The sequence below is a fragment of the Herbaspirillum sp. CAH-3 genome, from assembly GCF_009668275.1.
Taxonomy (GTDB): domain Bacteria; phylum Pseudomonadota; class Gammaproteobacteria; order Burkholderiales; family Burkholderiaceae_D; genus Herbaspirillum; species Herbaspirillum aquaticum.
Genome location: NZ_VSWE01000009.1, coordinates 20635 through 44031, shown reverse-complemented (window position 1 = coordinate 44031; position 23397 = coordinate 20635). Strand labels below are relative to the sequence as shown.

The following is a 23397-nucleotide window of genomic DNA, read 5'->3' as shown; positions in this document are numbered from 1 at the left end:
AGGACCCGGGGCTCAGATGAAGTTCGCGAGCCTCGGTAGCGGCAGCGAAGGCAATGCGCTGCTGATCTCGGCCGCAGCCGGCGACCAGCGTCCCTCCTCGGGGACAACGGTCATGCTGGACTGCGGCTTTACTTTGCGCGAAGCCGAAAAGCGCATGCTGCGCCTGGGCCTGGATCCTTCGGACGTCTCGGCCATCGTGGTCACGCATGAACATTCAGACCACGTCAGCGGCGTCTTCAAATTCGCGCGACGCTATCGCATCCCGGTCTGGCTCAGCTACGGCACCTGGCAAGCGGTGGCCGAGCAGGCCAACGATGTCGATGTGCGTTTCTGTGCCGATGGCCAGAAGCTTGCCATCGGCGACCTCGAACTCTCTCCCTATACCGTTCCGCACGATGCCCGTGAGCCGGTCCAGTACGTGGCCAGCGATGGCGACCGCCGCCTGGGCGTGTTGACCGACGCCGGCCAGCCGACCGCGCACCTGGTGCAGGCCCTCGATGCCTGCGATGCCCTGCTGCTGGAATGCAATCACGACCGCGAGATGCTGGATCGCTCGCCATATCCGGCCTTCCTCAAGCGCCGCATCGGTGGAGACTACGGCCACCTGGCCAACGATGCCAGCGCAGAGATCCTCCGGTTGCTCGACAAGAGCCGGCTCAAGCGCGTCATCGGCGCTCACCTGAGCCAGCAGAACAACACCCCCGAACTGGCCCGCGCGGCCATCGAAAGCGTGCTCGGCACGACCTTTGGCGACATCGGCATTGCCTGCCAGGAAGAAGGTTTTTCCTGGCTGGACGTGTAGTCAAAAAACGCGAGTGGGTCAGCTTTTTGTCAGGCTGGTCCCAGCACTGTCGCACCGCCGCAGAAACAATTTGTTTCTCTTTTCATTCACGTTGAAGATTCATTTTTGCGGGTACCCGTAGCGCGGCATGCGTGCATGCGTCGATCTTGTATCCCCGATAAGAAAAAAGGGCCTTGGCAGCCCGTCAGGCCATTGTCAGTACGTGCATATGGACGGGGTGCTGCGAAGGCTTTGTGGGACGATCTGATGCGTTTGCGCCAGATCAAGGAACAGCGCAGTCTGGATGCCGAGGGGGAGAGGGAAAGAGCGGCGGAGATGAAGGAAAAGACGGGGCGATACGCGGAGCAGGGACGAAACACAGGGACGAAAAAAAACCGGTCTTGCGACCGGTTTTTTCCGAAAATAATCCGAAGATTACTTGGCCGGAGCGGCTTCAGCCGGCTTTGCATCAGCGGCCGGAGCGGCAGCGTCAGCAGGCTTAGCGTCAGCAGCCGGAGCAGCGGCGTCAGCCGGCTTGGCAGCGTCAGCAGCAGGAGCGGCGTCAGCCGGCTTTGCATCAGCAGCCGGAGCAGCAGCGGCCGGAGCTTCAGCAGCAGGAGCAGCTGCAGGTGCCGGAGCTTCTTCCTTCTTGCCGCAAGCAGCCAGGGCAACAGCCAACAACGAAGCGATCAACAGAGTCTTTTTCATGAATATTCCTTCAATATTTAAAAATTGTGCGATGAATAATTACCGGTAATTATCGCTCTACTGGGAGGCTTTCGCCGCGGGTAAGACCTCACGGTCGGGCTTCGGTTCTTGCTTCTTTTTGACTGCCGAAACAACGCCTGACAACGAAAACTTTCCAGCCCATCATTATAGCTATTTTTTTCCGGAATCACATCGCCACTATGGGAATTCGTAAGAATTTGTAAGAACTTACATCGCGTTGGAGCGGCCCGCAAAGTCTTGACGCAAGCCGCTCTCCGGGATTTTCTAAAGTGATTTCGAGAAGTGTTCGCGATAAATTTGATTAGTCTCGAACAATCTCGAGCCAGCCACTTTCATGCCATTGATGCAATGCTTCCAGCAGGTCTTCGGAGGCCAGGTCGAGGTCGGTTTTCTCCAGCACACGCGAGTCGGCCAAGCGCGCCAGGATCGCCTTGTCACCGCGATTGACCTGGAAGGATTCGCCATTGATGAAGACGTGAGAGCCACGGTACAGCATGCGCGTCTTGCGATGCAGCGCCAGGCCACGTTTCTTGGCGCCCTGGAAAAAGCGAGCAAACGATAATTCCTGGGCCGGCGCCTCGAAGAAAACACTGTGTTTGGGCTCCGACAGATGCTCACCCAGGAAGATGGTGATGTCGTCGTCGGTGAAGCGGATCTTGTTGAGTTCGTCGCGGATGCGCGCCACCATGTCGAGCGGCAATTCCGCCGGCTTGGCGGTGGCTTTCAGGTCAGGATCTTCATAGCGGCCGGGCAGGTCGATGGTATCCATCATGAATTCCAGGAAGGATTCGCCCAGTTCCTGGTAGGCCGGCGAGCGGAAGCCGACCGAATAGGTCATGCATTCACCGATGGCTACGCCGTCATGCGCGTATTGCGGCGGCAGGTAGAGCATGTCGCCCGGTTCCAGCACGAATTCCTGTTCGGCCTGGAAGTTGCTGAGGATCTTCAGCGGCACGCCTTCTTCCAGCGTCAGGTCGTCTTGCGCGCTGATGCGCCAGCGGCGTTGTCCGTGGGCTTGCAGCAGGAAGACGTCATAGGAATCGAAATGCGGGCCGACGCCACCGCCATCGGTGGCGTAGCTGATCATCAGGTCGTCCAGGCGTGCATCGGGCACGAAACGGAACTGGCGCAGCAGGGCGTCGGCGGCCGGGTGGTGCAGGTTCACGCCTTGTACCAGCAGGGTCCAGGCCTTTTGCTTCAAGGGCGGGAGCTTGTTGAAGGGGCCATGCTGCATGTCCCAGCCATCGGTGCGATGGGTGATGAGGCGCGATTCGACCTCATCGCGACGGGCCAGGTCGAACAGTTCCTGGCGCGGCAGCGGTGCCGTGAAACCGGGGATGGCGTTGCGGATCAGGAGCGGCTTCTTGTGCCAGTAGTCACGCAGGAATTGGGCGGGCGTGATGCCGCCGAGCAGATCGAGTTTTTTCATGGTCGCCATTATAGAGGTGCCAGCGCAGCCGTACGCCTTTGGCGGCGGCCAAGTTTGATGCAGGTATAATCGCGGAGTCGAGATACCGTTTTTGAAAGCGTCCTTGCCTCGCGGGAATGGCAAGGGGATGGTTCTTAGGCCCCAACCCGGGTGGCAGGTGTCCCGCGCGACGCTTCCGCAGCAGCTGCCGCTCCCGCACCACTATCGATACAAAGGACCCTTACGATGAAGATCGCGAAGAATACCGTCGTTTCCGTCAACTACAAGCTGTCGGATGCCCAGAACAACCTGATCGAGCAAAGCAGCGAGCCGATGGTCTACCTGCACGGCGGCTATCACAACACCCTGCCCAAGATCGAAGAAGCGCTGGACGGCAAGGAAGTCGGCTACAGCACCACCATCCAGGTCGAGCCGGAAGATGCCTTCGGCGAATACGATTCCGAGCTGGTCAAGATCGAGCCGGTCGAGCGCCTGCCGCAGCCGCTGGAAGTGGGCATGCAGTTCGAAGGTTCGCCCGACGACGACAGCGAAGAGTCGGTCATCTTCACCGTCACCGAAGTGGCGGACGGCAAGGCCGTGCTCGATGGCAACCATCCGCTGGCCGGCATCGCGCTGCGCTTTGAACTGGCCGTCACCGAAGTGCGCGCCGCCTCCGAAGAAGAAGTGGCCCACGGCCACGTGCACGGTGCCCATGGTCACCACCATCATCACGATGATGAAGATGAAGGCGACGCCGGCGACCACTTCCGCAGCCAGCCGCTGAACTGATCGTTGAGCGCTGGTCGCTGATCGCTGATCGCTGACCGCAGCGCCGGAGAAAACCCGTCGATCGGGCATTTTCTTCCGGCGCGCAAGAAAAAACGCCCGCAGATGCATTCTGCGGGCGTTTTTGTTCATATGGACCGGAAACCCTCGTTTTCCAGCAAGATCCAAGCGCCTAGCGCCGTTCGCCATCCGCATCGGCCACTGCAAACAGCTGCGGCAGATGGTCATCCACCACCACCTTGAGCCAGCGCTCGCCCACGCCCACACTGCCCAGGTTGCCGCTCCACAGGATTTGTGCAGGCGTCTTGCTCTTGCCGCCCTGGGCGTGCACGACCAGTACGCGGCCCTGGAATTTGCCCGCCAGGTCGGAGAACAGCTTGCGCGTCTCCGCAAAGCCATCGCGCTGGGCGCGGAAGAAGGAACGCTTGGGCGGCGGCCCGAAGGGGTTGCCATCACTGAAGAAGACGATGGCCGCGCTCTTCTTCAGGGCGGCAAAGGCGAACAGGTGCTGCAGCCAGTTGCGATTGGCGATGAGGCGGTCCTCGAACTCATTGTTGCGTCCGCCATCGAGCAGGAAGTGATTGTTGGCCGCCGGCAGGTTCACGGTAGCGAAGAGCACGTTGCCGATTTCCCAGCGGGTGTTCTCGGCATAGCTGCGGAACTTGGGCGTGAGCGACTGGCGCAGCATCGGCAGCCGGCTCGCGCCCAGCGAGAATTCGCTGGCATAGAAGATCTCGCGCATGCGTGCCAGGCGTTCGATGGCGTCCGAACGGTTCTCGCGGTCGCGGCAGGTGATCCAGTCACTGCCGGCCAGCGACACGAAGATGCCGTTCTGCGCCTGCGAGAGCATCGCATGGCGCTCTGCATAGAGCGCGTCATCGCAGCGTTCAGAAGGGGATTTGATGCCGTTGACCACCACGAAGGCGAGATTGTCGGCATCGGTCTCGGCAAGGGCCTGGCGTAGCGCTTCATCGCCCTTGACGCCGGGCGCGGCATGGTTGATCACGCCGAACGAAAAGTCCTGTCCGGCGGCCCATGCCGCACCGCCCGCCATGACGATGGCAGCGGTGAAGCAGGTGCACAGCAGGATGCGTCGGATCGGGCGGATCGGCATGCAGTCTTTCTGCGGTTCAAAGGGCGGCGTCAAGCCGGCGTCCCCGTGGTGTTGTCGTGGTGTTGTTATTGTCCCCGGCTCAAGGCCTTCAACTGGTAGAGCGCATCCAGCGCCTGGCGCGGCGTCAGGGCATCGGGGTCGATGCCGTCCAGCGATTGCAGCAGGGCCTGGGCCAGCGGATCGGGTTCGACCGCGCTGGCGGGATTGCGTTCATCGTCTGCTTCTTCAGCTTCAGCTTGCGTTTCCATGAAGGAAGGGGAGCTGAACAGGTCGAACTGCGGCGTTGGCTGCATGGATTGGCTTTCCAGCGCCGAGAGATGCTTGCGCGCGGCGCGGATGACCGGAGCCGGCACCCCCGCCAGTTGCGCCACCTGCAGCCCGTAGCTCTGCGAGGCCGGGCCGCTCTGGACGGCATGCAGGAAGACGATGCTGTCCTTGTGCTCCACGGCCGACAGGTGCACGTTGGCCGCGGTCGGGTGGATCTCGGGCAACTGGGTCAGTTCGAAGTAGTGGGTCGCGAAGAGGGTGAAACTGCGCGTCACATCGATGAGGTGCTTGGCAATCGCCCAGGCCAGGGCCAGGCCGTCGAAGGTCGAGGTGCCACGGCCGACCTCATCCATCAACACCAGCGAATGTTCGGTGGCGTTGTTGAGGATGGAGGCCGATTCGGTCATCTCCACCATGAAGGTGGAGCGGCCGCCGGCCAGGTCATCGGCGGCGCCGATGCGGGTGAAGATGCGGTCGATCGGACCGATCACCGCACTGGTGGCGGGCACGAAGCTGCCCACGTAGGCCAGCAGGGTGATCAGCGCCACCTGGCGCATGAAGGTCGATTTACCACCCATGTTGGGACCGGTGATGAGCAGCAGCTTGCGTTCGGCGGCGAGCTGGCAGTCGTTGGCGATGAAGCGTTCGATCTGGTTTTCCACCACCGGATGGCGGCCTTGTTCGATCTGGATGCAGGGCTCATCGACCAGCTGCGGCGCGCACCAGTTGTTGCGCACGGCATGGTCGGCCAGGGCCACCAGCGTGTCGAGCTGGGCCAGGGCATGGGCGATGGATTGCAGGCGCACGATGTGTGCACCCATGTCGTTGAGAAGCTGCTCGTAGAGGAATTTTTCGCGCGACAGCGAGCGTTCCTGCGCCGAGAGCGCCTTGTCCTCGAAAGCCTTCAGCTCGGGGATGATGTAGCGTTCGGCATTCTTCAGGGTCTGGCGGCGGCGATAGTCTTCCGGCACCTTGTCGGTCTGGCCGTGGGTGACCTCGATGTAGAAGCCATGCACCTTGTTGTATTCCACGCGCAGGTTGGCAATGCCGGTGCGTTCCCGTTCGCGCGCTTCCAGTTCCAGCAGGTACTGGCCGGCGTTTTCCGACAGGCCGCGCAGTTCGTCCAGTTCGGCGTCATAGCCGCGCGCGATCACGCCGCCGTCGCGCACCATGGCGGCGGGCTCCAGCATGATGGCGCGTTCCAGCAGGTCCAGGCATTCCACGGGCGTGGCCAGGTCTTCGTGCAACTGGCCCAGCAGTGGTGCTTCGGCGTCGCGGGCGCACATTTCCACGTAGGCCCGCAATGAACCCAACTGCTGCAGGCCGCTGCGCAAGCCCGCCAGGTCGCGCGGACGCGCCGAGAGCAGGGCGATGCGGGTGGTGATGCGTTCGATGTCGGGCACCGCCGCCAGCGTGGCCGACAGGCCCGAGCAGGCGTCGGTGCGCATGAGCGCATTGATGGCGGCGTGGCGTTCGCGCGCCACTTGCTGGTCGCGCAGGGCGTGATGCAGCCAGTGGCGCAGCAGGCGCGAACCCATCGCGGTACGGCAGTGGTCCAGCGTGGAGAACAGCGTCGGGGCCAGCGCATTGGCATCCTGCGAGCGGATGGTCTCGGTCAGTTCCAGGTTGCGGCGGGTGGCCGCATCCAGGCCGATGAATTCATTTTCGGATTCGACGGTGAGCGTGCGCACGTGCTGCAGGCCGCGTCCCTGGGTCGATTGCGCATAGCGCAGCAGGGCACCGGCGGCACAGATGGCCGGGCCCAGGCCGTCGGCACCGAAGCCGTGCAGGGTGGCCACGCCCAGTTGGTCGAGCAGGGCTTTCTCGCTGCTGGGCTGGTCGAAATGCCAGTCCGGCACCGTCACGGCGCGGTTGGGCAGCAGCGGCTCGCACTGCTCCAGCTGGCCGTCGGCCACCAGCACCTCGGCGGCCGAGATGCGTTCCAGCTCCTGCTTCACGCGGCCATCGAGCAGCGTGCTCTCGACCGTGAACTCCATCATCTTGAGCGCGCCGCTGGCCATGGACAGCCAGGCCAGGCCGACCTGCATCTGCTTGCGCGACTTGGAAGGCAGCAGCTGCATGGCCAGCAGGCAGCGCTCGGCCTTTTCGGGCAAGAGGTCGGAATCGGTCAGGGTGCCGGGCGTGACCACCCGCACCACCTTGCGCTCCACCGGTCCCTTGCTGGTGGCCGGGTCGCCGATCTGTTCGCAGATCGCCACCGACTCGCCCAGCTTGATCAGGCGCGCCAGGTATTGCTCCACCGAGTGGAAGGGCACGCCCGCCATCTTGATCGGGTTGCCGTTGGAAGAGCCGCGCTGGGTCAGCGTGACGCCCATGAGGCGTGAGGCCTTTTCGGCATCGTCGAAGAAGAGTTCATAGAAATCGCCCATCCGGTAGAACACCAGCGTGTTGGGATGGTCGGCCTTGATGCGGAGGTACTGCTGCATCATCGGCGTGTGGGCGGCGAGGTCTTTGGTCATGAGTCTGGGTGGCGATGCGGGGATCGCTTCTTGCAAGTTCGGGAAGCATGGCCGCGCGGGCTGGCCTGGATCTCCGTGGATCACACGGGTTCATCAAGCCACGCTGGCGGCGGGACGTCATGGCGGCCCGCTGCACGGGCCCGCCATAAATCAAAAATGCGGACCGTGGTCCGCATGCATGAGCCGGGATTGTACGCCCTTGACCCGGTGCAGCCAAGCGCACAGCCCGCGTTTGACCCGCCTGGGGCCTCGAATTCAATCGAAAGAGATGACGATCTTTCCCGAATGCTCGCCCCGTTGCATCCGGGCAAAGCCCTCGGCTGCTTGGGCCAGGGGGAAGCGGGAGTCGATCAGCGGCCGGATCTGGTGCAGGGCCATCATGCGGATCATCGCCTCCAGTGCGGCGCGCGAACCCACCACCACGCCTTGCATGCGGATCATGGGGCCGATCAGCTGGCGGATGTTGAGCGAGGTCTCCATCCCGCCGACGAAGCCGACCACGCCCACGAAGCCGTTGAAGCGCACCGCCGTGAGCGATTCAGACAGGCTGCTGCCGGTGGTTTCGACCACGATGTCGACCCCGCGTCCGCCCGTCGCCTCGCGCACCGACTGGCCCCAGGCGGGGGTATGCCGGTAGTTGATGACAGTGTCCACGCCCAGGCTGCGCAGCAGGGCTGCCTTGGCGTCAGACGAGGTGAGCCCGATCACGCGCGCCCCGGCGGCCCGCGCGAACTGCGCTGCAAACAGGGCCACGCCGCCGGTGCCTTGCACCAGCACGGTCTGGCCGGCCTGCAATCGGCCCTGTTGCAGGCAAGACCAGGCGGTCAGGGCGGCAATCGGCAAGGTACTGGCTTGGTCATCATCCAGGTAGTCCGGCGCGGCTACGGCTTCTTCGGCGGGGACCACCACGTAATCCTGCAGCACCCCGGTGAGCGGTCCTCCCAGGCTGCCGCCGTTGCGCTGCTCGGGCGTGAGTGCGCCATCGCGCCAGCCCTGGATGTACACCGGGATGACGCGCTCGCCGACCCGGAAGCGGCTCACATCCTCGCCCACCGCCTCGACCACGCCGCAGGCATCGGAGCAGGGGGTATAGGGCAGGGGCAGCTGGGGCATGTAGCCGCCACAGAGGATCGCCAGGTCACGGTAGTTCAGGCTGGCGGCGCGCACGCGCACCAGGATCTCGCCACGGCGTGGTACGGGACGGTCGATCTCGGACAGGGTCAGGCCGTCGATGGCGAAGCGGCGGGCTTGCAGGGCTCTCATGCAGGGTGTCTCCTCGATAGGGCGTGGGGAACAGCGATGGGGCAGTCTAGCAAAATCACCTGTGCTGCGTCGGCCGCCCAAAAAAACAGGCGGCCACCGAAGTGGCCGCCTGCCCAGTCCGCAGGGGGGAGACGGACTGTGGGGGAGAGCTGCTCGATCAGTGCGCCGAGGTCGTATCGGCCACCCGTGTCGGTTTTGGTGCCAGCCACACCGCCAGCGCCGCCAGCGAGAAGGACACCGCGGCCATCATGAAGATGTGGTTGGTGGCCAGCATCACGGCCTGGTTCTGCACCGTCTGCGCCAGCGAGCCCGTCGCCTGCTCGGCGCTCATGCCCGAGGCCATCATGGCGTTGACCGCATCGCCGCCACGATCGACCAGGCCGGACAGTTCTGCGTGGAAGTAGGTGGCGTCGTTTTCCCAGCTGGTATTGACGATGGAGGTGGCAATCGCCCCGGCCATGGTGCGGCAGAAACTCATGAGGCCGGCGGCCGATGCGGTCTCCTCCTCGTTCACGCTGGAAAGCGCCAGGCCGGTGAGCGGCACGAAGAACAGCGGCAGTCCGATCCCCTGCAGGAACAGCGGCCAGCCGATCTGGAAGAACGACATGTCGGTGGTGTTGAAGGCCCGCAGGAAGGTGATGAAGCCCAGCCAGGTCACGCCGATGCACACCAGCTTGCGCGCATCGATGGTGGTGGACATCTTGGCCACCATGGGCGCGGTCAACACCGCCAGGATGCCGGTCAGCGCCGAGATGCAGCCCGACCAGGTGGCGGTATAGCCCATGTAGCCCTGCAGCCAGAGGGGCGTCAACACCACCGAGCCGAAGAAGGCACCGAAGGCCAGGCAGATGGTGGTCACGCTGGCGGTGAAGCCGCGATGGCGGAACACCCGCAGGTCAACGATGGGATTGTGCTCGGTCAGCTCCCAGATCAGGAAGGCGATGAAGAACACCACGGCAGTCACGGCCAGCAGCACGATTTCGGTGGAGGCGAACCAGTCCTTTTCCTTGCCTTCATCGAGCATCAGTTGCAGGGCGGCCACCCAGACCACCATCAGGATCAGCCCCACGCGGTCAATGGGCAGCTTGCTGGTCTTGGTCTCGAAGCGCTTGAGCATGCGCCAGCCGAGATAGCCGCAGATCAGCGCCACCGGCACGTTGATCCAGAAGATGTAGGGCCAGCTGTACTGGTCGCACAGCACCCCGCCCAGGATCGGGCCGGCAATCGGTGCCACCAGCGTGGTCATGGCCCACAGCCCCACGGCAGCTGGCGCTTTTTCCTTGGGGAAGATGCGCAGCAGCAGGGTTTGTGACAGCGGCATCAGCGGGCCACCGGCCAAGCCCTGCATCACGCGGAAGGCGATCAGCATGCCCAGCGAATTGGCCAGGCCGCACAGGGCCGAGAACAGCCCGAACATGACCATCGAGAGGATGAACACGCGCACCGTGCCGAAACGATTGGCCAGCCAGCCGGTCAGGGGTACCGTGATGGCCTCGGCCACTGCATAGGAGGTGATGACGTAGGTGCCCTGGCTGGTCGAGGCCCCCAGGGCCCCGGCGATGGTCGAGACCGAGACGTTGGCGATGGTGGTGTCGAGCACCGCGATGAAGTTGGCGGCGGCCAGCAGGATGCCGGCGCCCACCAGCTGGCCGCCGGTCAGCGGGGCCTCGAAGGGACCGGGCTGGGCGGCAGGCTTGGGGGCGGGCAGGTCGCCCGCCGTTGCGCTTGGTGTGGATGACATGATGAGTCTTTCCTTGTCGTCGCCGGATTACAGTGCGGCGGCGCGGGACTCGGTGCTGGCCGACTTGGGCTGGACGTCACCGGCCTGCACCTGGCCGCGTGTATCGATCTCCACTACCATCGACAGGCCCACCGACAGCGGACGCTGCGCCAGTTCCTTGGGATCGAGCGAGATGCGCACCGGCAGGCGCTGCACCACCTTGATCCAGTTGCCGGTGGCGTTCTGCGCGGGGATCACCGCAAAGGCCGAACCGGTGCCACCGGAGAGACCCGTGACGACGCCGTGGTATTCCACCGAACCGCCATAGATGTCCGCCTTCATGGTCACCGGCTGGCCGATGCGCACCTTGGTCAGTTGCCCTTCCTTGAAGTTGGCATCCACGTGCATCTGCTGCAGCGGCACCACCGACAGCAGGCTGGCACCGCTCTGCACGCGCTGGCCGACTTGCACCTGGCGGCGGGCGATGACGCCATCGACCGGAGCGCGCAGCACGGTGCGTTCGAGGTCCAGCTTGGCCTGATCCAGCTTGGCGCGGGCCAGGACCACTTCCGGGTTGTCGTCCACGGTGGTATTGGCCGTCAGTACGGTACTGGCCTTCTGCGCACCCTGGGTCGCCTTGATGTTGGCGCGCGACTGCACTTCAGCGGCTTCGGCTGCCTTCAGGTTGGCCTGGGCGGTCAGCAGGGCAGTGCGCGCATTGCTCAATTCTTCACCCGACACCGAGCCCGACTTGGCCAGCGCCTCGCGGCGCTGCAGGTCGATTTCAGCGCGCTTCATATCGGCCTGCGCCGACAGCAACTGGGCACTGGCGCGCTTCTGCTCGGCTTCACGAGCCAGCACCTGGGCGGCCAGGCCGGCATCGTTGGCGAAGTAGCCCTTGACCTTGCGTTCGGTGCGGTCCAGGTCGGCGGCGGCCTGATCCACGGCCAGCTTGGCATCGGCGTCGTCGATGCGTACCAGCACGTCGCCCTTCTTGACGGCCTGGGTATCGACCACGTCGACGGCGGCCACGATGCCGTTGATGGCCGGGGTGACGGTGGCCACTTCGGTGGCGGTGTAGGCGTTGTCGGTCTCGACGTAGCGCGAGCCGATCAGGTACCAGTAGCTGCCGTAGCCGATGGCGGCGATGGCGACCACGCCACCGAAGATGGAAAAGAGCTTCTTGCGCTTTTGTGCTGCGGCCGCCTTGGAGGCCTCTTCATTGCGCTGACGGGTTTCTTCGGCCAGGGTGTGGGCCGCTTGGGAATCGCTGTGGGACATGATGTTCAACCTTTCGCTTGCTGTTCGGTGTGGGGCGCGGTGGCGCTGTCTTGGCTCTTGCTGTCGCCGGCGGCGCGGTAGCCGCCGCCCAGGGCGCGCACCAGCGCGACATCCAGGGTGAACAGGCGCGAGCGCAGGTCGGAGAGCTGGCGCAGGTTGCTGATGAGCGTGTCCTGCGCATTGAGCACGTCCAGGTAAGTGTTGAGGCCGCCGTTGTAGCGGTTGCTGACGATGCGATAGGCCTCTTCGGCGGCGTCGGCTGCGGCCTGCACATCCTGCAGTCGACCGGCCAGGGCCTTCTCGCTCACGCCGACGTCGGCCACATCCTGCAGGGCCTGGGTGACGGCCTGGTCGTAGTTGGCCACGGCTTCGTCATAGCTGGCGCTGGCCGAGCGGAACTGTCCGCGCAGGCGGCCGCCATTGAAGATGGGCAGCGAGATCGCCGGGCCGAAGCTGCCGATGTCGGAGCCGCTGCGGGTGAGCATGTCGATGCCCAGCGACTGGAAACCGAAGTAAGCCGACAGGTTCACATTCGGATAGAAGGCAGCACGCGCCACCTTGATCTGCTTGCCCGCCGCTTCGGCGCGCAGGCGCGCGGCCACGATGTCGGGACGGCGGCCCAGCAGTTCCACCGGCAGTTGCGCGGGCAGGCCGAAGGGCTTGGACAGGTCGATCTGCGGGCGCGCCAGCTGCAGGCCGCGATCCGGGCCGGCCCCGGCCAGTGCGGCCAGCTTGTTGCGTTGCAGGGCGATGGATTCGTCGGTGGCCTTGAGGTCGGCCTGGGCGATGGCGCGGCGCGCTTCCATCTGCTTGACCGAGCCGCGTGTCTCCAGGCCATTGGTAAAGCGCTGGTTGAACAGGTCCAGCGTCTCTTCGCGCACCTTGAGCGCAGCTGCATTGGTGTCGCGCTGGGCGTAGAGCTGGGCCAGGTCGGCGTAGGCCGAGGCGATCGAGGTGGCCAGGGTGATGCGCGCCTGGGCGGCGTCCGCACGGCTGGCTTCCAGTTCCGAGGTGGCTGCGGCCAATGCGGCGCGGTTCTTGCCCCAGAAGTCGATTTCATAGCTGAAGTCCAGCGTGGCGCGGGTCTCGTTGTTGTAGCCCTTGGGCACGAAGTCCGGCGGCACGCCGTTGTTGTAGGACTGCTTCATGCGGTCCAGCGAGGCATTGCCGCTCACCTGCGGATAGAGCGCCGCCCCTTGTTGCTGGGCCGTGCCCTCGGCCTTCATCAGGCGGGCCTTGGCGACGGCCATGGAGGGTGCGCTCTGCAGGGCTTCGGCGATGAGCGCATTGAGCTGGGCATCACCGTAGACCGTCCACCACTGGTCGTTCGGCCAGGCCGCTTGCACTCCCGTGGCGGCCAGGGTCTGGCTGCTCTGGTAATGATCGATGGACTTGGGTTCGGCGCGCGCACCCAGATCGGTGAAGGAGGCGCAGCCGGCCATGAGCGCCGCTGCCAGCACGGCCGCCGAGACCGCCGCCGCCCGCCGCCACGGCAGGGTAGGCCGCTCGGACCGCAGCGCCGGATAGGGCGCGCGCTGGTCGGGGAGAGATGAGTTCTTGTTCATTTGCGTGGAGAGTGGAGTGAACGACTGAATCAGGATGTCGATGTTTAAAAACTGTACAGTTCAGTATAGTATTCGCTTTTGTGAAGTGTCAAGGCGCTTTGCGATAAATTGCTCGTCTTTTTGCGGCATTGCCGCAACAGGGATTTTTTGCCGCGATTTGATGGCAATCAGGCGGCTTTCGGCGGCATCGTCGCCTATAATTCGGGATTGGCCGGTTTTCTGGCCGGCATTACAGGACAATCATGCGCAAGAAGAGTGAAGAACGGCGGCAGCAGATGATCGACATCGCTGCCGAGGTATTCAACGAAATCGGTTTCGAAGGCGCCTCCATGGCGGAAATCTCGGCCCGTATCGGGGGCTCCAAGGCCACGCTGTACAACTATTTCAGCTCCAAGGAAGAAATCTTCGTGGAGGTGATGATCAAGCAGGTGGGTTGCCAGTTTGAAGAATTGTTCATGGCCTTGCGTAATGAAGACGAAGTACGCGCAGGTTTATTGCGGCTGGCGAATCATTATTTGGGCGTGGTGTTCCGGCCCGAGATCGTGGCGGTCAAGCGGCTGGGGATGTATTACGCGGGCAAGTCCGAGCTGGGGCCGCTGCTGTATGAGCGGGGGCCGAAGCGCGGCTGGACGCGCATTGCCGATTTCCTGAAGGTCAAGATGGAGGAGGGCAAGCTGCGCTCCTCTGACGCCTGGATCGCCGCCATGCAGTTTCGCGCGTTGATCGAAGCGGAATGGATGGAAGTGCGCATGCTCAACGTGGTCACCGAGATTCCGGCGGACCAGCTGCAGGCGTCGGCGCAGCGGGCGGTGGAGGCTTTTCTTTATCTGTATCAGCCGCGCTGAGGGGATTCAGAAGCACAAGAAGGCGACACGGGCGACTGCAAGCCGGGTGTCGGTCGAGTGATCTAAGCAGAGCATTCAATCGCTACTTCTCGCTATTGCATTGCTTTGCCCAGTACATTTCGCGGGCCTTGACCAAGCTGTCTTCCATTTCCATTGTCTGGAATCTTTCTGTGCAGCGCTCGCAGGAGAAATATTGCACCGGTACGATGAACGTCTCTCCTCCAAATGTGCGGTTTTCCGTCGAGACGACATAGTGAACAGTTCCCTGGCCGGCACAGTTTGGGCAGATATCAAAAGGCTTCATAGGTTTCGCACATTCCGCTGCAGACCAGAATTGATCCGGCATGGATCTTCCTTTAATTCGCGTTTCCACGCATGCGAAAAAGTTGGATCAATGGCCACAAATGAAGTCCCCCAAAAAAACCGGACTTGCCTCAACGGCAAGCCCGGTTCCACCCGCATCGGGACCGATATGAACGATTTCAGCGCTGGTGCACCCGCACGCCCGCCGAATAGGTCGCGGCAATGGCACGGTCATCACCCAGAATGGCCAGTGCGAACAATTGTTCCTCGAGGCTGTCGGTGGTGGCGCTGCGGCGGGCCAGCAAGGGCGTGGCCTGCGGATCCAGCACGATGAAGTCGGCGTCGCAGCCCGGCGTGAAGCTGCCGATGGTGCCCTCCAGCTGAAGCGCGCGGGCACCGCCCAGGGTAGCGAGATAGAACATGCGTTGCGCCGGCAGGTAAGTGCCGCCCATGCGGGCGACCTTGTAGAGCTCGTTCATGGTCTGCAGCATCGAGAAGCTGGTACCGCCGCCGACGTCAGTGGCCAGCGACAGCGGTACGCGCGCCGCATCGGCGCGGGCGAAGTCGAACAGGCCGCTGCCCAGGAACAGGTTGGAGGTCGGGCACAAGGTGGCCGCCGATTGCGTGGCCGCCATGCGCGCACGATCCTGGTCATCCAGCCAGATGCAGTGGGCATACAGCGCACGCTGGCGCATCAGGCCATAGCCGTCATACACGTCCAGGTAGCTGCGGGCGTCGGGATAGAGCTCCTTCACCCATTTCACTTCGTCCGTATTTTCGGCCACGTGGGTTTGTATATACGTGTCCGGATATTGTGCCGCCAGTTCGCCGGCCAGCTTCATCTGTTCATGGGTGGAGGTCGGCGCAAAGCGCACGGTAATGGCGTAATGCTGGCGTCCCTTGTTGTGCCAGCGCCCGATCAATTCCTCACTCTCGCGCACACCCGACTCGGCCGTATCACGCAGGAAATCCGGCGCATTGCGGTCCATCAGGCACTTGCCGGCCACCATGCGCAGGTTGCGTGCATGGCTGGCCGCGAAGAAGGCATCCACCGACTGCGGATGCACGGTGCAATACACGGCCGCGCTGGTGGTGCCATTGCGCAGCAGTTCGGCCAGGAAGAAATCGGCCACTTCGGAAGCGTGCTCCGGCTGCTGGAAGCGGCGCTCGGCCGGGAAGGTGTAGTTGTCCAGCCAGGGCAGCAGGCCCGGCGCGGGGGAGCCGATGATGTCGGTCTGCGGATAGTGGATGTGGGTATCGATGAAGCCGGGGCAAAGGATCTTGCCGCGCAGGTCTTCGATGGCGGTGCCGGGCGGCAGGGTGGCGGCCAGCGTGGCGTAGTCGCCGGCGGCCTGGATCTTGCCGTCTTGCACCAGCAGCAGGCCATCGCTGTGCCATTGGGTGGCGTGCTCGTCGAAGGCGGGATCGTTGGTGAAATACAGCAGGCTGGCGCGGTAGGCTTGCAGGGATGGGCTCATGGTGTTTCCTCGATGCAGGCGGCGCCGCGCGCACGGGCGCGGGCCGTCGATTCAGTGGTCATCATACTGGAAGGCATGGTCGTGACGATGCATTCCGTGTTGCGAAAGTGGAATCGAAGGGGAATCCCGTGCGATCAGCCAGGACGTGTCGACAGGATTCCCGGAAGGGTGACGGCAGGGTGTTCCTTCAGCCTCTGCCGTCCAGAGCGTGTGTGGCCAGACTCAGTGGCCATGCCTTGGGTTTGGGGTGGGTAAAGCGCAGTTCCCACAGTTGCATCAGTTGCGCCACCACCGCGATGGCGATGCTGGCGGGTTCCTTGCCGTAGATGCCGGGGATGCCGATGGGGCAGGTGATCCGTTCCAGCTGCGCGGCCGAGAAACCGCGCTCGGAGAGGCGATGCTCGAACTGCTTGCGCTTGGTGATGGACCCGATCAGCCCGAACCACGCCGCATCGTCACGCTTGAGGATGCGTTCGCTCAGTTGCTGGTCGAGGGCGTGGCTGTGGGTCATCACGAGATAATACGCGCCGGGCTCGGCCATGTCGACCGCGGCATTGGGCACGTCGGTGGCCTCGATGCGGATCTGCGGCGGCAGGCCGGGCGGGAACATGTCCTCCCGCTCATCCACCCACAGCACCCGGCAAGGCAGGTTGGACAAGACCTTGACGATGGCGGCCCCCACATGGCCGGCGCCGAACAGTACCACCTGCGGTTGATGTGCCCGGCACAGGTCGAGCAGCCAGCGGCGGCCCTGGCCGTCGCGCACCAGCTGGGTCTGGCGCGCGTGACGGAGGACGTCCGGCGGCAGGCCGAGGTCAGATGGATCGTTCTCCAGCAGTTGCAAGGGTGCGTCGTGATCCAGCGGCAAGGCGCGCCAGCGGTCCGTACCGCTGCACCAGGACTGCTCCAGTGTCTGCCAGGTGTGCAGGGCGGTGGACTCGGCATCAATGCGCTCGAAGCAGAGGAACACCACGCCACCGCAACACTGCCCCAGGCTGGGCCCGAGCGCGATGCGTTCCAGTCGTCGCCGGTCTGCCAGCGCGCCGGAGCCGGCCTGCAGCATGGCGCGCGCGATCTGCGCCGCGCGCCATTCGAGGTGGCCACCGCCGATGGTGTCGAACTGGTCGCCGGCGGTATAGAGCATGCGCGCCCCCGGCTCGCGCGGGGTCGAGCCCTGGATCTGCGCCACCGTCACCAGCACCGCCGGGACGCTGTCCTCTTGCATGCGGCGTAATGCGCTCAGCCATGTGGTCATGATGTTTCTCCGCCGCGCATTACCGGGTGAGCGTAGCCGCGCGCACGGCATCGACCGCGTCGAGGATGGCCTCGCTGGTGGCTGGTGCGCGCAGCGGCGGATTGACGCGATGCCCGCCCACCGACGAGACCGCATCGCGGATCGCCAGGAACACCGAGAACGGCAACAGCAGTGGCGGTTCACCGACCGCCTTGGAACGGTGGATGGTGTCGGACACATTGCTGTTGGCATACAACTCCGTGCGGAAGGCTTCCGGGCAATCCGAGATGGCCGGGATCTTGTAGGTGGAGGGAGCATGCGTCATCAGCTTGCCGTCCTTGTTCCACCACAGTTCCTCGGTGGTCAGCCAGCCCATGCCCTGGATGAATCCGCCTTCGACCTGGCCGATGTCCAGCGCCGGGTTCAGGCTCTCGCCGGCGTCATACAGCAGGTCGGCCTGCAGCAGTTTCCATTCGCCGGTGAGGGTGTCGATCACCACTTCCGACACCGCCGCCGCATAGGCGAAATAGAAGAAGGGATGGCCGTGCATGCGCTTGGCATCCCAATGCACCTTGGGGGTGGAATAGAAACCGTCCGACCACAACTGCACCCGCTGCAGGTAGGCCTTCATCACCAGTTCGACGAAGGGCAGGGATTGTTCTCCCGCCAGCACCAGGCCATCGGCAAAGCGCACCGTCGTCGCCTCGACGCCGAAATGCCGCGCGGCCACATCGGCCAGCCGGGCGCGGATCTGCAGCGCGGCATCTTGCGCCGCCTTGCCGTTGAGGTCGCTGCCGGTGGAGGCGGCGGTGGCCGAGGTGTTGGCGATCTTGCTGGTATCGGTGGCGGTGCAGCGCACCTTCTCCAGCGGTACCCCCAGGGCATTGGCCACCACTTGCGCGACCTTGGTGTTCAAGCCTTGGCCCATCTCGGTACCACCGTGGTTGACCAGCACCGAGCCATCGGTATAGACGTGCACCAGCGAGCCAGCCTGGTTCAGGTGCGGCACGTTGAAGGAAATGCCGAACTTCACCGGCGTGAGCGCCAGGCCCTTCTTCAATATCGTGCTGCCCGCATTGAATTCGGCCACCGCACGGCGGCGTTCCTGGTAGCGGCTGCTCCGTTCAAGCTGGTCGACCAGGCCGTGGATGACGTTGTCTTCCACCTTCTGGCCATAGTGGGTGACGTTGCGTGCCTCCGGTCCCTCGGCATCGCTGGGCCCGTAGAAATTGTTGCGGCGGATCTCCAGCGGATCGCGTCCGAGATTGCGGGCGATGTCGTCGAGAATGTACTCGATGGCCAGCGCGCCCTGCGGTCCGCCGAAGCCACGGAAGGCGGTATTGGATTGCGTGTTGGTCTTGCCGCACATGGCGTGGATTTCCACGTCCGAGAGATAGTAGGCATTGTCGAAGTGGCAGACCGCGCGCGTGGCCACCGGGCCGGACAGGTCGGCCGAGAAACCGGCACGCGAGATCATGTCGATCTTGGCGGCGACGATGCGCCCGTCATCGTCATAGCCGATCTCGTAGTCATAGGCAAAGCAGTGGCGCTTGCCGGTGACCATCATGTCGTCATCGCGATCGGCGCGCAGCTTCACCGGCCGCCGCAGCTTGGCGGCCGCCACCGCCGCTGCGCACGCCCACAGCGCCGATTGCGATTCCTTGCCGCCGAAGCCGCCGCCCATGCGCCGGCATTCCACCAGCACATCGTGCGACGCCAGCTTCAGGACCGTGGCAATGTGGTGCTGCATCTCGCTGGGGTGCTGGGTCGAGCAAACCACGTGCATGCCGCGTCCCTCCTTGGGGATGGCATAGGAGATCTGTCCTTCCAGGTAAAACTGTTCCTGCCCGCCCACATCGAATTGCCCGCGCAGCTTGTGCGGTGCCAGCGCCAGCGCGACGGCCGGTTCGCCGCGCGTGAGATGCATCGGTGGCAGCACGTAGGATTGCGCCGCATGGGCATCACGCGGGGTGAGGATGGGCGGCAGTTCTTCATAGTCGATCACGGCCAGGCGCGCCGCGCGGCGGGCCTGGTCATGGCTGTCGGCTACCACGATGAAGACCGGCTGGCCCACGTATTGCACCAGGCCGTCGGCCAGCACTGGATCGTCGTGGATGATGGCACCGCATTCGTTTTCGCCCGGAATATCTGCGGCGGTGAAGACGGCACGCACACCCGGCGCGGCTTTCACCTTCTCCAGGTCGATGGCGCGCACCCGTGCGTGGGCCTTCTGCGACAGGCCAAGCGCCGCATGCAGGGTGCCGTGCAGCTCGGGGATGTCATCGGTATAGGTGGCTTCGCCGGTCACGTGCAGGATTGCCGATTCATGCGGATGCGGCTTGCCCACGGTGGCCCAGTCCTTTGGCGGCTGCACCAGGGTGTTGAGGAATTGTTCGGTTTGCTTGTTCATGCGGTTCTCCTGCTGGTTCGGTCCAAGGGCTTCACGCGGCGCTGACCGCGAAGGCGCGCACATCCTGGCGTGCCAGGGGCGCATCGGTGCGCGTTTCCAGCCAATAGCGATAGAGCAGGTTCTGCGCCGTGCGCAAGCGATAGGCGGCGCTGGCCCGCATGTCCGACAGCGGCGCGTAATCCTGCGCCAGCGCGGCCATGGCGGCTTGCACTTGCGCTTCGTTCCACGTGCCGCCTTGCAGCAGCGCTTCGGCGTGGGCGGCGCGCTTGGGCGTAGCGGCCATGCCACCGAAGGCGATGCGCGCCTCGGTGATGGTGTCGCCCTCCATGCGCAGCGCGAAGGCGGCGCAGACTGCAGAGATGTCCTGGTCGAAGCGCTTGGAGAGTTTGTACACCCGGAAGCGCACGTCCTTGCGCGGCAGCGGGATGCGCACGGCCTGCACCACTTCATCGGCTTGCAGGGCCGACTTCTGGTAAGCCAGGTAGAAGTCTTCCAGCGGCATGACGCGCTGGCCGCGCACGCTGGCCAGCACGATCTGCGTGCCCAGTGCGATCAGCCAGGGCATGGAGTCGCCGATGGGCGAACCATTGGCGACGTTGCCGCCCAGCGTGCCGGCATTGCGCACCGGCAGGGAGGCGAAGCGCTGCCACAGTTCCGACAGCTCTTGCGGATAGTGGCGTGCAGCCTCGGCATAGGCCTCTTCCAGCGAGACACCGGCGCCGATCTCCAGCATGCCGTCCTGCACCTGCATCGCGCGCAGTTCTTCCACGCGGCCGATGTAGACGATATCGCCCAGCTCGCGCATCTGCTTGGTCACCCACAGGCCCACATCGGTGGAGCCGGCCAGGATGCGCGCTTTGGGCAGGTCGGCGCGCAGCTGCACCAGCTGTGCCAGGGTGCGCGGTGCGTGGAAGGTCTGGCCTGCATGCGTGACGGCCAGCGGCGTGTCCTGGTCAATGGCGCGCAGGGCGGACTTGACGGCGTCGCGGTCGAACTCGACCTTGGGCAGTTCGCCCATGCGGCGCGCCGCATCGATGATGGGGCGATAGCCGGTGCAGCGGCACAGGTTGCCGGAGAGGGCATCGTCGATCTCGCGCTTGTCGGGCGTGATGCCGTCCTTGTCATGCTTCAGGTACAGGCCCCACAGCGACATCACGAAGCCCGGCGTGCAGAAGCCGCATTGCGAGCCATGGCATTCCACCATGGCCTGCTGCACCGGATGCAGGCAGCCGTCGGCTTGCTTCAGGTCTTCCACGGTGAACAAGGCACGGCCGTCCAGCGTGGGCAGGAATTGGATGCAGGCATTGACCGTCTTCAGTTCCAGCTGGTCATCGCGCAGTTCGCCCACGACCACCGTGCAGGCACCGCAATCGCCTTCGGCACAGCCTTCCTTGGTGCCGGTGCAATGCAGGTCCTCGCGCAGATGCTGCAGAACGGTGCGGGTGGTGGGTTGGCCTGCTACTTCGTGGGTCTGGCCGCGAAAGTAGAACTGGATGGGGCGGGTGGTCTCTGGCATTTGGCTTTTACTCGAAATGGATTGTCTACAAAACAGACTGCTTTATGGCGCGCTCCAGGGCGTATCGTGGGGCGTGCTTCTTGTTGTTGGATCTGCTTTCAGGCGGCACCTCCGCTTGGGGCGGTGGCCGGCCTGTGGTGTCTCCCGTGGCCAGATGGCATTCAAGAAACGTGCCGGGGTCGTCAAAAGAGGAAACGGATTGTCCGCCTGCGATTGTTGCGGACGATTGTCGGGTTCCCTCTTGTCACGATCCCGAAGAGGCGGCCCGGCTGGTGATCGGGCTGCCTCTTCGATTTTTCCTTTTACTTCATGGGGCGGTCTGGCCGCTCATTCACCGCCGAGGTAGATGATCTTGAACAGGAAGATCGCGGCGATGATCCAGATTACCACTGATACATCCTTCATACGACCCGTCAGCAGCTTCAATCCTGCATAGCTGATGAAGCCCAGCGCCAGGCCATTGGCGATGGAGTAGGTGAAGGGCATCACCAGCGCGGTGATCACGGCCGGTACGCATTCGGTGGTGTCTTCCCAGTCGATGTGCACCAGTTCGCGCAGCATCAGGCAGGCCACGAAGAACAGCGCCGGTGCCGTGGCGTAAGCCGGGACGACGCCCGCCAGCGGGGCGATGAACAGGCACAGCAGGAACAGCACGGCGATGGCGACCGCAGTCAGGCCGGTGCGGCCACCGGCTTGTACGCCGGCAGCGCTTTCGATGTAGGCGGTGGTCGAGGAGGTGCCCAGCAGGGAGCCGGCGACAATGGCGGTGCTGTCGGCCATGAGGGCCTTGTTCAGGCGCTCCATCTTGCCGTCCTTCATCAGGCCGGCGCGGGTGGCCACGCCCATCAGGGTGCCGGTTGCATCAAACAGCTCGACCAGGAAGAACACCAGCACCACGTTCAACAGGCCCATCGAGATGGCGCCCTTGATGTCCAGCTGCAGGAAGGTGGGGGCGATCGAGGGTGGGGCGGCGAAGATGCCCGAGAAATGGTTGCCGCCGAAGACGAAGGACAGCACCGTCACCAGCAGGATGCCGATCAGCAGCGCGCCACGCACCTTCAGGCGGTCCAGCGCCACGATCACCAGGAAGCCGATGATGGCCATCACCGGGGCAGGCTGGTGCAGGTCGCCGAGGGTGACGAAGGTAGCCGGATTGGCGGCGACGATGCCGGCGCTCTTGAGCGAAATGATGGCCAGGAACAGCCCGATGCCAGCCGGTATGGCCGTGCGCAAGGACTGAGGGATGCTCTTGATGATCAGCTCACGGACGCGCAGCACGCTCACCAGCAAGAACAGGCAGCCCGAGATCAGCACCGCGCCCAGCGCAGCCTGCCACGGGAAGCCCATGCCCTTGACGACGGCATAGGCGAAGTAGGCATTCAAGCCCATGCCAGGGGCCAGGCCAATCGGATAATTGGCATACAGGCCCATGATGAGCGTGCCGACAGCCGCCGCGACGCAGGTGGCCACAAAGACCGAATCCTTGGGCATGCCGGCATCGCCCAGGATGCTGGGATTGACGAAGATGATGTAAGCCATCGTCAAAAAGGTGGTCAGGCCGGCCAGCAACTCGGTGCGGACGGTGGTGCCGTTTTCTTCCAGGCGGAAGAACTTGTTCAAGGCGTTCATTGTGGGTTGTCTCCGTTTGGTCCGTTTTTATGCGCCGGAAAACTTGCCTGGCGTGGGCGCCGTTCATGCGCTTGGGCATGCGTGGGGGCCGGGGGCAGGCAAAAAATGGGCGGTGCTGGTGGGGGTGCTTTTCGCATTGTTTTGGCAGCGTTGCTAATGTCGTTGAATTTCATGTGAGGGATGTAAGGGCTGGCACATAGCCATTATTAACCTGGAGTTATAAGTGGGATTTTCGGCGGAAATCAGCGCTGGCGCTGGAGATTGTTGCTGCGTATTGGTGACACGGAGGTATGGAATCTGGTGTTTCGCAGGCGAGATTTTGCCAGTTTTATCTGGTGGGGGCTTTTTGGTGCGGGGTTTGTTGTTTTGGGGAAATTATTTGCTTGCTTGTTTGCTTGCTTGCTTCTTTGGGTAGTCTGCACGGAATCCCTTCCTGCGCTCTAGCTTAATTGTGTTCTCTCTCCGGTCGGAAGAACGCGCCGGGAGCGGCCCGGCAGCCGCTCACTTTTCTTGTCTCGCCAAGAAAAGTAAGCAAAAGAAGGCGACCCCAAAGAGCCAGCCCTCCTGCGGAGGGTCCCCGTCGCAGCG

At 63.8% G+C, this 23397-nt stretch carries 17 protein-coding genes; 3 read left to right on the top strand and 14 right to left on the bottom strand.

Annotation, left to right across the window (positions count from 1 at the left end; all coding sequences use genetic code 11):
- Positions 1 to 16 precede the first annotated feature (16 nt).
- Positions 17 to 802, top strand: coding sequence for an MBL fold metallo-hydrolase (locus FYB76_RS12720; protein ID WP_154133882.1), 786 nt, complete (start codon positions 17 to 19; stop codon positions 800 to 802).
- Between the two features lie 414 nt (positions 803 to 1216).
- On the opposite strand, the gene FYB76_RS12715 is transcribed toward FYB76_RS12720, so the two are convergent.
- A complete protein-coding gene (locus FYB76_RS12715) occupies positions 1217 to 1489 on the bottom strand; it encodes a hypothetical protein (RefSeq protein WP_075259113.1) in 273 nt (90 codons plus the stop codon).
- Between the two features lie 322 nt (positions 1490 to 1811).
- On the bottom strand, positions 1812 to 2939 hold the full coding sequence (locus FYB76_RS12710) for a cupin domain-containing protein (protein ID WP_195724634.1): 1128 nt from the start codon (positions 2937 to 2939) through the stop codon (positions 1812 to 1814).
- Positions 2940 to 3164: 225 nt separating this feature from the next.
- Here FYB76_RS12710 and FYB76_RS12705 point away from each other — a divergent pair, with 225 nt between their 5' ends.
- The gene (locus FYB76_RS12705; protein WP_088754969.1) at positions 3165 to 3707 is read left to right on the top strand and encodes a peptidylprolyl isomerase; all 543 of its coding nucleotides are present in this window, start codon (positions 3165 to 3167) and stop codon (positions 3705 to 3707) included.
- A 169-nt stretch (positions 3708 to 3876) separates the two neighbouring features.
- Here FYB76_RS12705 and FYB76_RS12700 read toward each other — a convergent pair whose 3' ends face one another.
- From FYB76_RS12700 to FYB76_RS12675, 6 genes are all read right to left on the bottom strand, one after another.
- Entirely contained in the window at positions 3877 to 4818 is a 942-nt protein-coding gene (locus FYB76_RS12700) for a hypothetical protein (RefSeq protein ID WP_154133880.1), read from the bottom strand.
- A gap of 65 nt (positions 4819 to 4883) precedes the next feature.
- Positions 4884 to 7565, bottom strand: coding sequence for a DNA mismatch repair protein MutS (gene mutS / locus FYB76_RS12695; protein WP_154133879.1), 2682 nt, complete (start codon positions 7563 to 7565; stop codon positions 4884 to 4886).
- Positions 7566 to 7820: 255 nt separating this feature from the next.
- Positions 7821 to 8828 carry an NAD(P)-dependent alcohol dehydrogenase gene (locus FYB76_RS12690; protein ID WP_088754972.1) on the bottom strand — a complete coding sequence of 336 codons (1008 nt, stop codon included), beginning with the start codon at positions 8826 to 8828 and terminating at the stop codon, positions 7821 to 7823.
- Between the two features lie 157 nt (positions 8829 to 8985).
- Positions 8986 to 10569, bottom strand: coding sequence for a DHA2 family efflux MFS transporter permease subunit (locus FYB76_RS12685; RefSeq protein WP_187697655.1), 1584 nt, complete (start codon positions 10567 to 10569; stop codon positions 8986 to 8988).
- Positions 10570 to 10596: 27 nt separating this feature from the next.
- Positions 10597 to 11829, bottom strand: a complete 1233-nt coding sequence (locus FYB76_RS12680) for an HlyD family efflux transporter periplasmic adaptor subunit (protein ID WP_195724633.1) — start codon at positions 11827 to 11829, stop codon at positions 10597 to 10599.
- A 5-nt stretch (positions 11830 to 11834) separates the two neighbouring features.
- Entirely contained in the window at positions 11835 to 13394 is a 1560-nt protein-coding gene (locus tag FYB76_RS12675; RefSeq protein ID WP_255475303.1) for an efflux transporter outer membrane subunit, read from the bottom strand.
- A gap of 242 nt (positions 13395 to 13636) precedes the next feature.
- On the opposite strand from FYB76_RS12675, the gene FYB76_RS12670 reads away from it, so the two are divergent.
- Positions 13637 to 14239, top strand: a complete 603-nt coding sequence (locus FYB76_RS12670) for a TetR/AcrR family transcriptional regulator (protein ID WP_088754974.1) — start codon at positions 13637 to 13639, stop codon at positions 14237 to 14239.
- An 82-nt stretch (positions 14240 to 14321) separates the two neighbouring features.
- On the opposite strand, the gene FYB76_RS12665 is transcribed toward FYB76_RS12670, so the two are convergent.
- The 6 genes from FYB76_RS12665 to FYB76_RS12640 all read right to left on the bottom strand — a co-directional run bounded on the left by FYB76_RS12665 (position 14322) and on the right by FYB76_RS12640 (position 22809).
- On the bottom strand, positions 14322 to 14585 hold the full coding sequence (locus FYB76_RS12665; RefSeq protein ID WP_088754975.1) for a hypothetical protein: 264 nt from the start codon (positions 14583 to 14585) through the stop codon (positions 14322 to 14324).
- Between the two features lie 136 nt (positions 14586 to 14721).
- Positions 14722 to 16020 carry a guanine deaminase gene (guaD, locus tag FYB76_RS12660; RefSeq protein ID WP_154133877.1) on the bottom strand — a complete coding sequence of 433 codons (1299 nt, stop codon included), beginning with the start codon at positions 16018 to 16020 and terminating at the stop codon, positions 14722 to 14724.
- 187 nt (positions 16021 to 16207) lie between these two features.
- Positions 16208 to 17275, bottom strand: a complete 1068-nt coding sequence (gene xdhC / locus FYB76_RS12655; protein ID WP_088754977.1) for a xanthine dehydrogenase accessory protein XdhC — start codon at positions 17273 to 17275, stop codon at positions 16208 to 16210.
- Positions 17276 to 17294: 19 nt separating this feature from the next.
- The gene (gene xdhB / locus FYB76_RS12650) at positions 17295 to 19664 is read right to left on the bottom strand and encodes a xanthine dehydrogenase molybdopterin binding subunit (protein WP_154133876.1); all 2370 of its coding nucleotides are present in this window, start codon (positions 19662 to 19664) and stop codon (positions 17295 to 17297) included.
- Positions 19665 to 19695: 31 nt separating this feature from the next.
- A complete protein-coding gene (xdhA, locus tag FYB76_RS12645) occupies positions 19696 to 21180 on the bottom strand; it encodes a xanthine dehydrogenase small subunit (protein WP_154133875.1) in 1485 nt (494 codons plus the stop codon).
- A gap of 327 nt (positions 21181 to 21507) precedes the next feature.
- On the bottom strand, positions 21508 to 22809 hold the full coding sequence (locus tag FYB76_RS12640; RefSeq protein ID WP_039784743.1) for an NCS2 family permease: 1302 nt from the start codon (positions 22807 to 22809) through the stop codon (positions 21508 to 21510).
- Between the last annotated feature and the right edge of the window lie 588 nt (positions 22810 to 23397).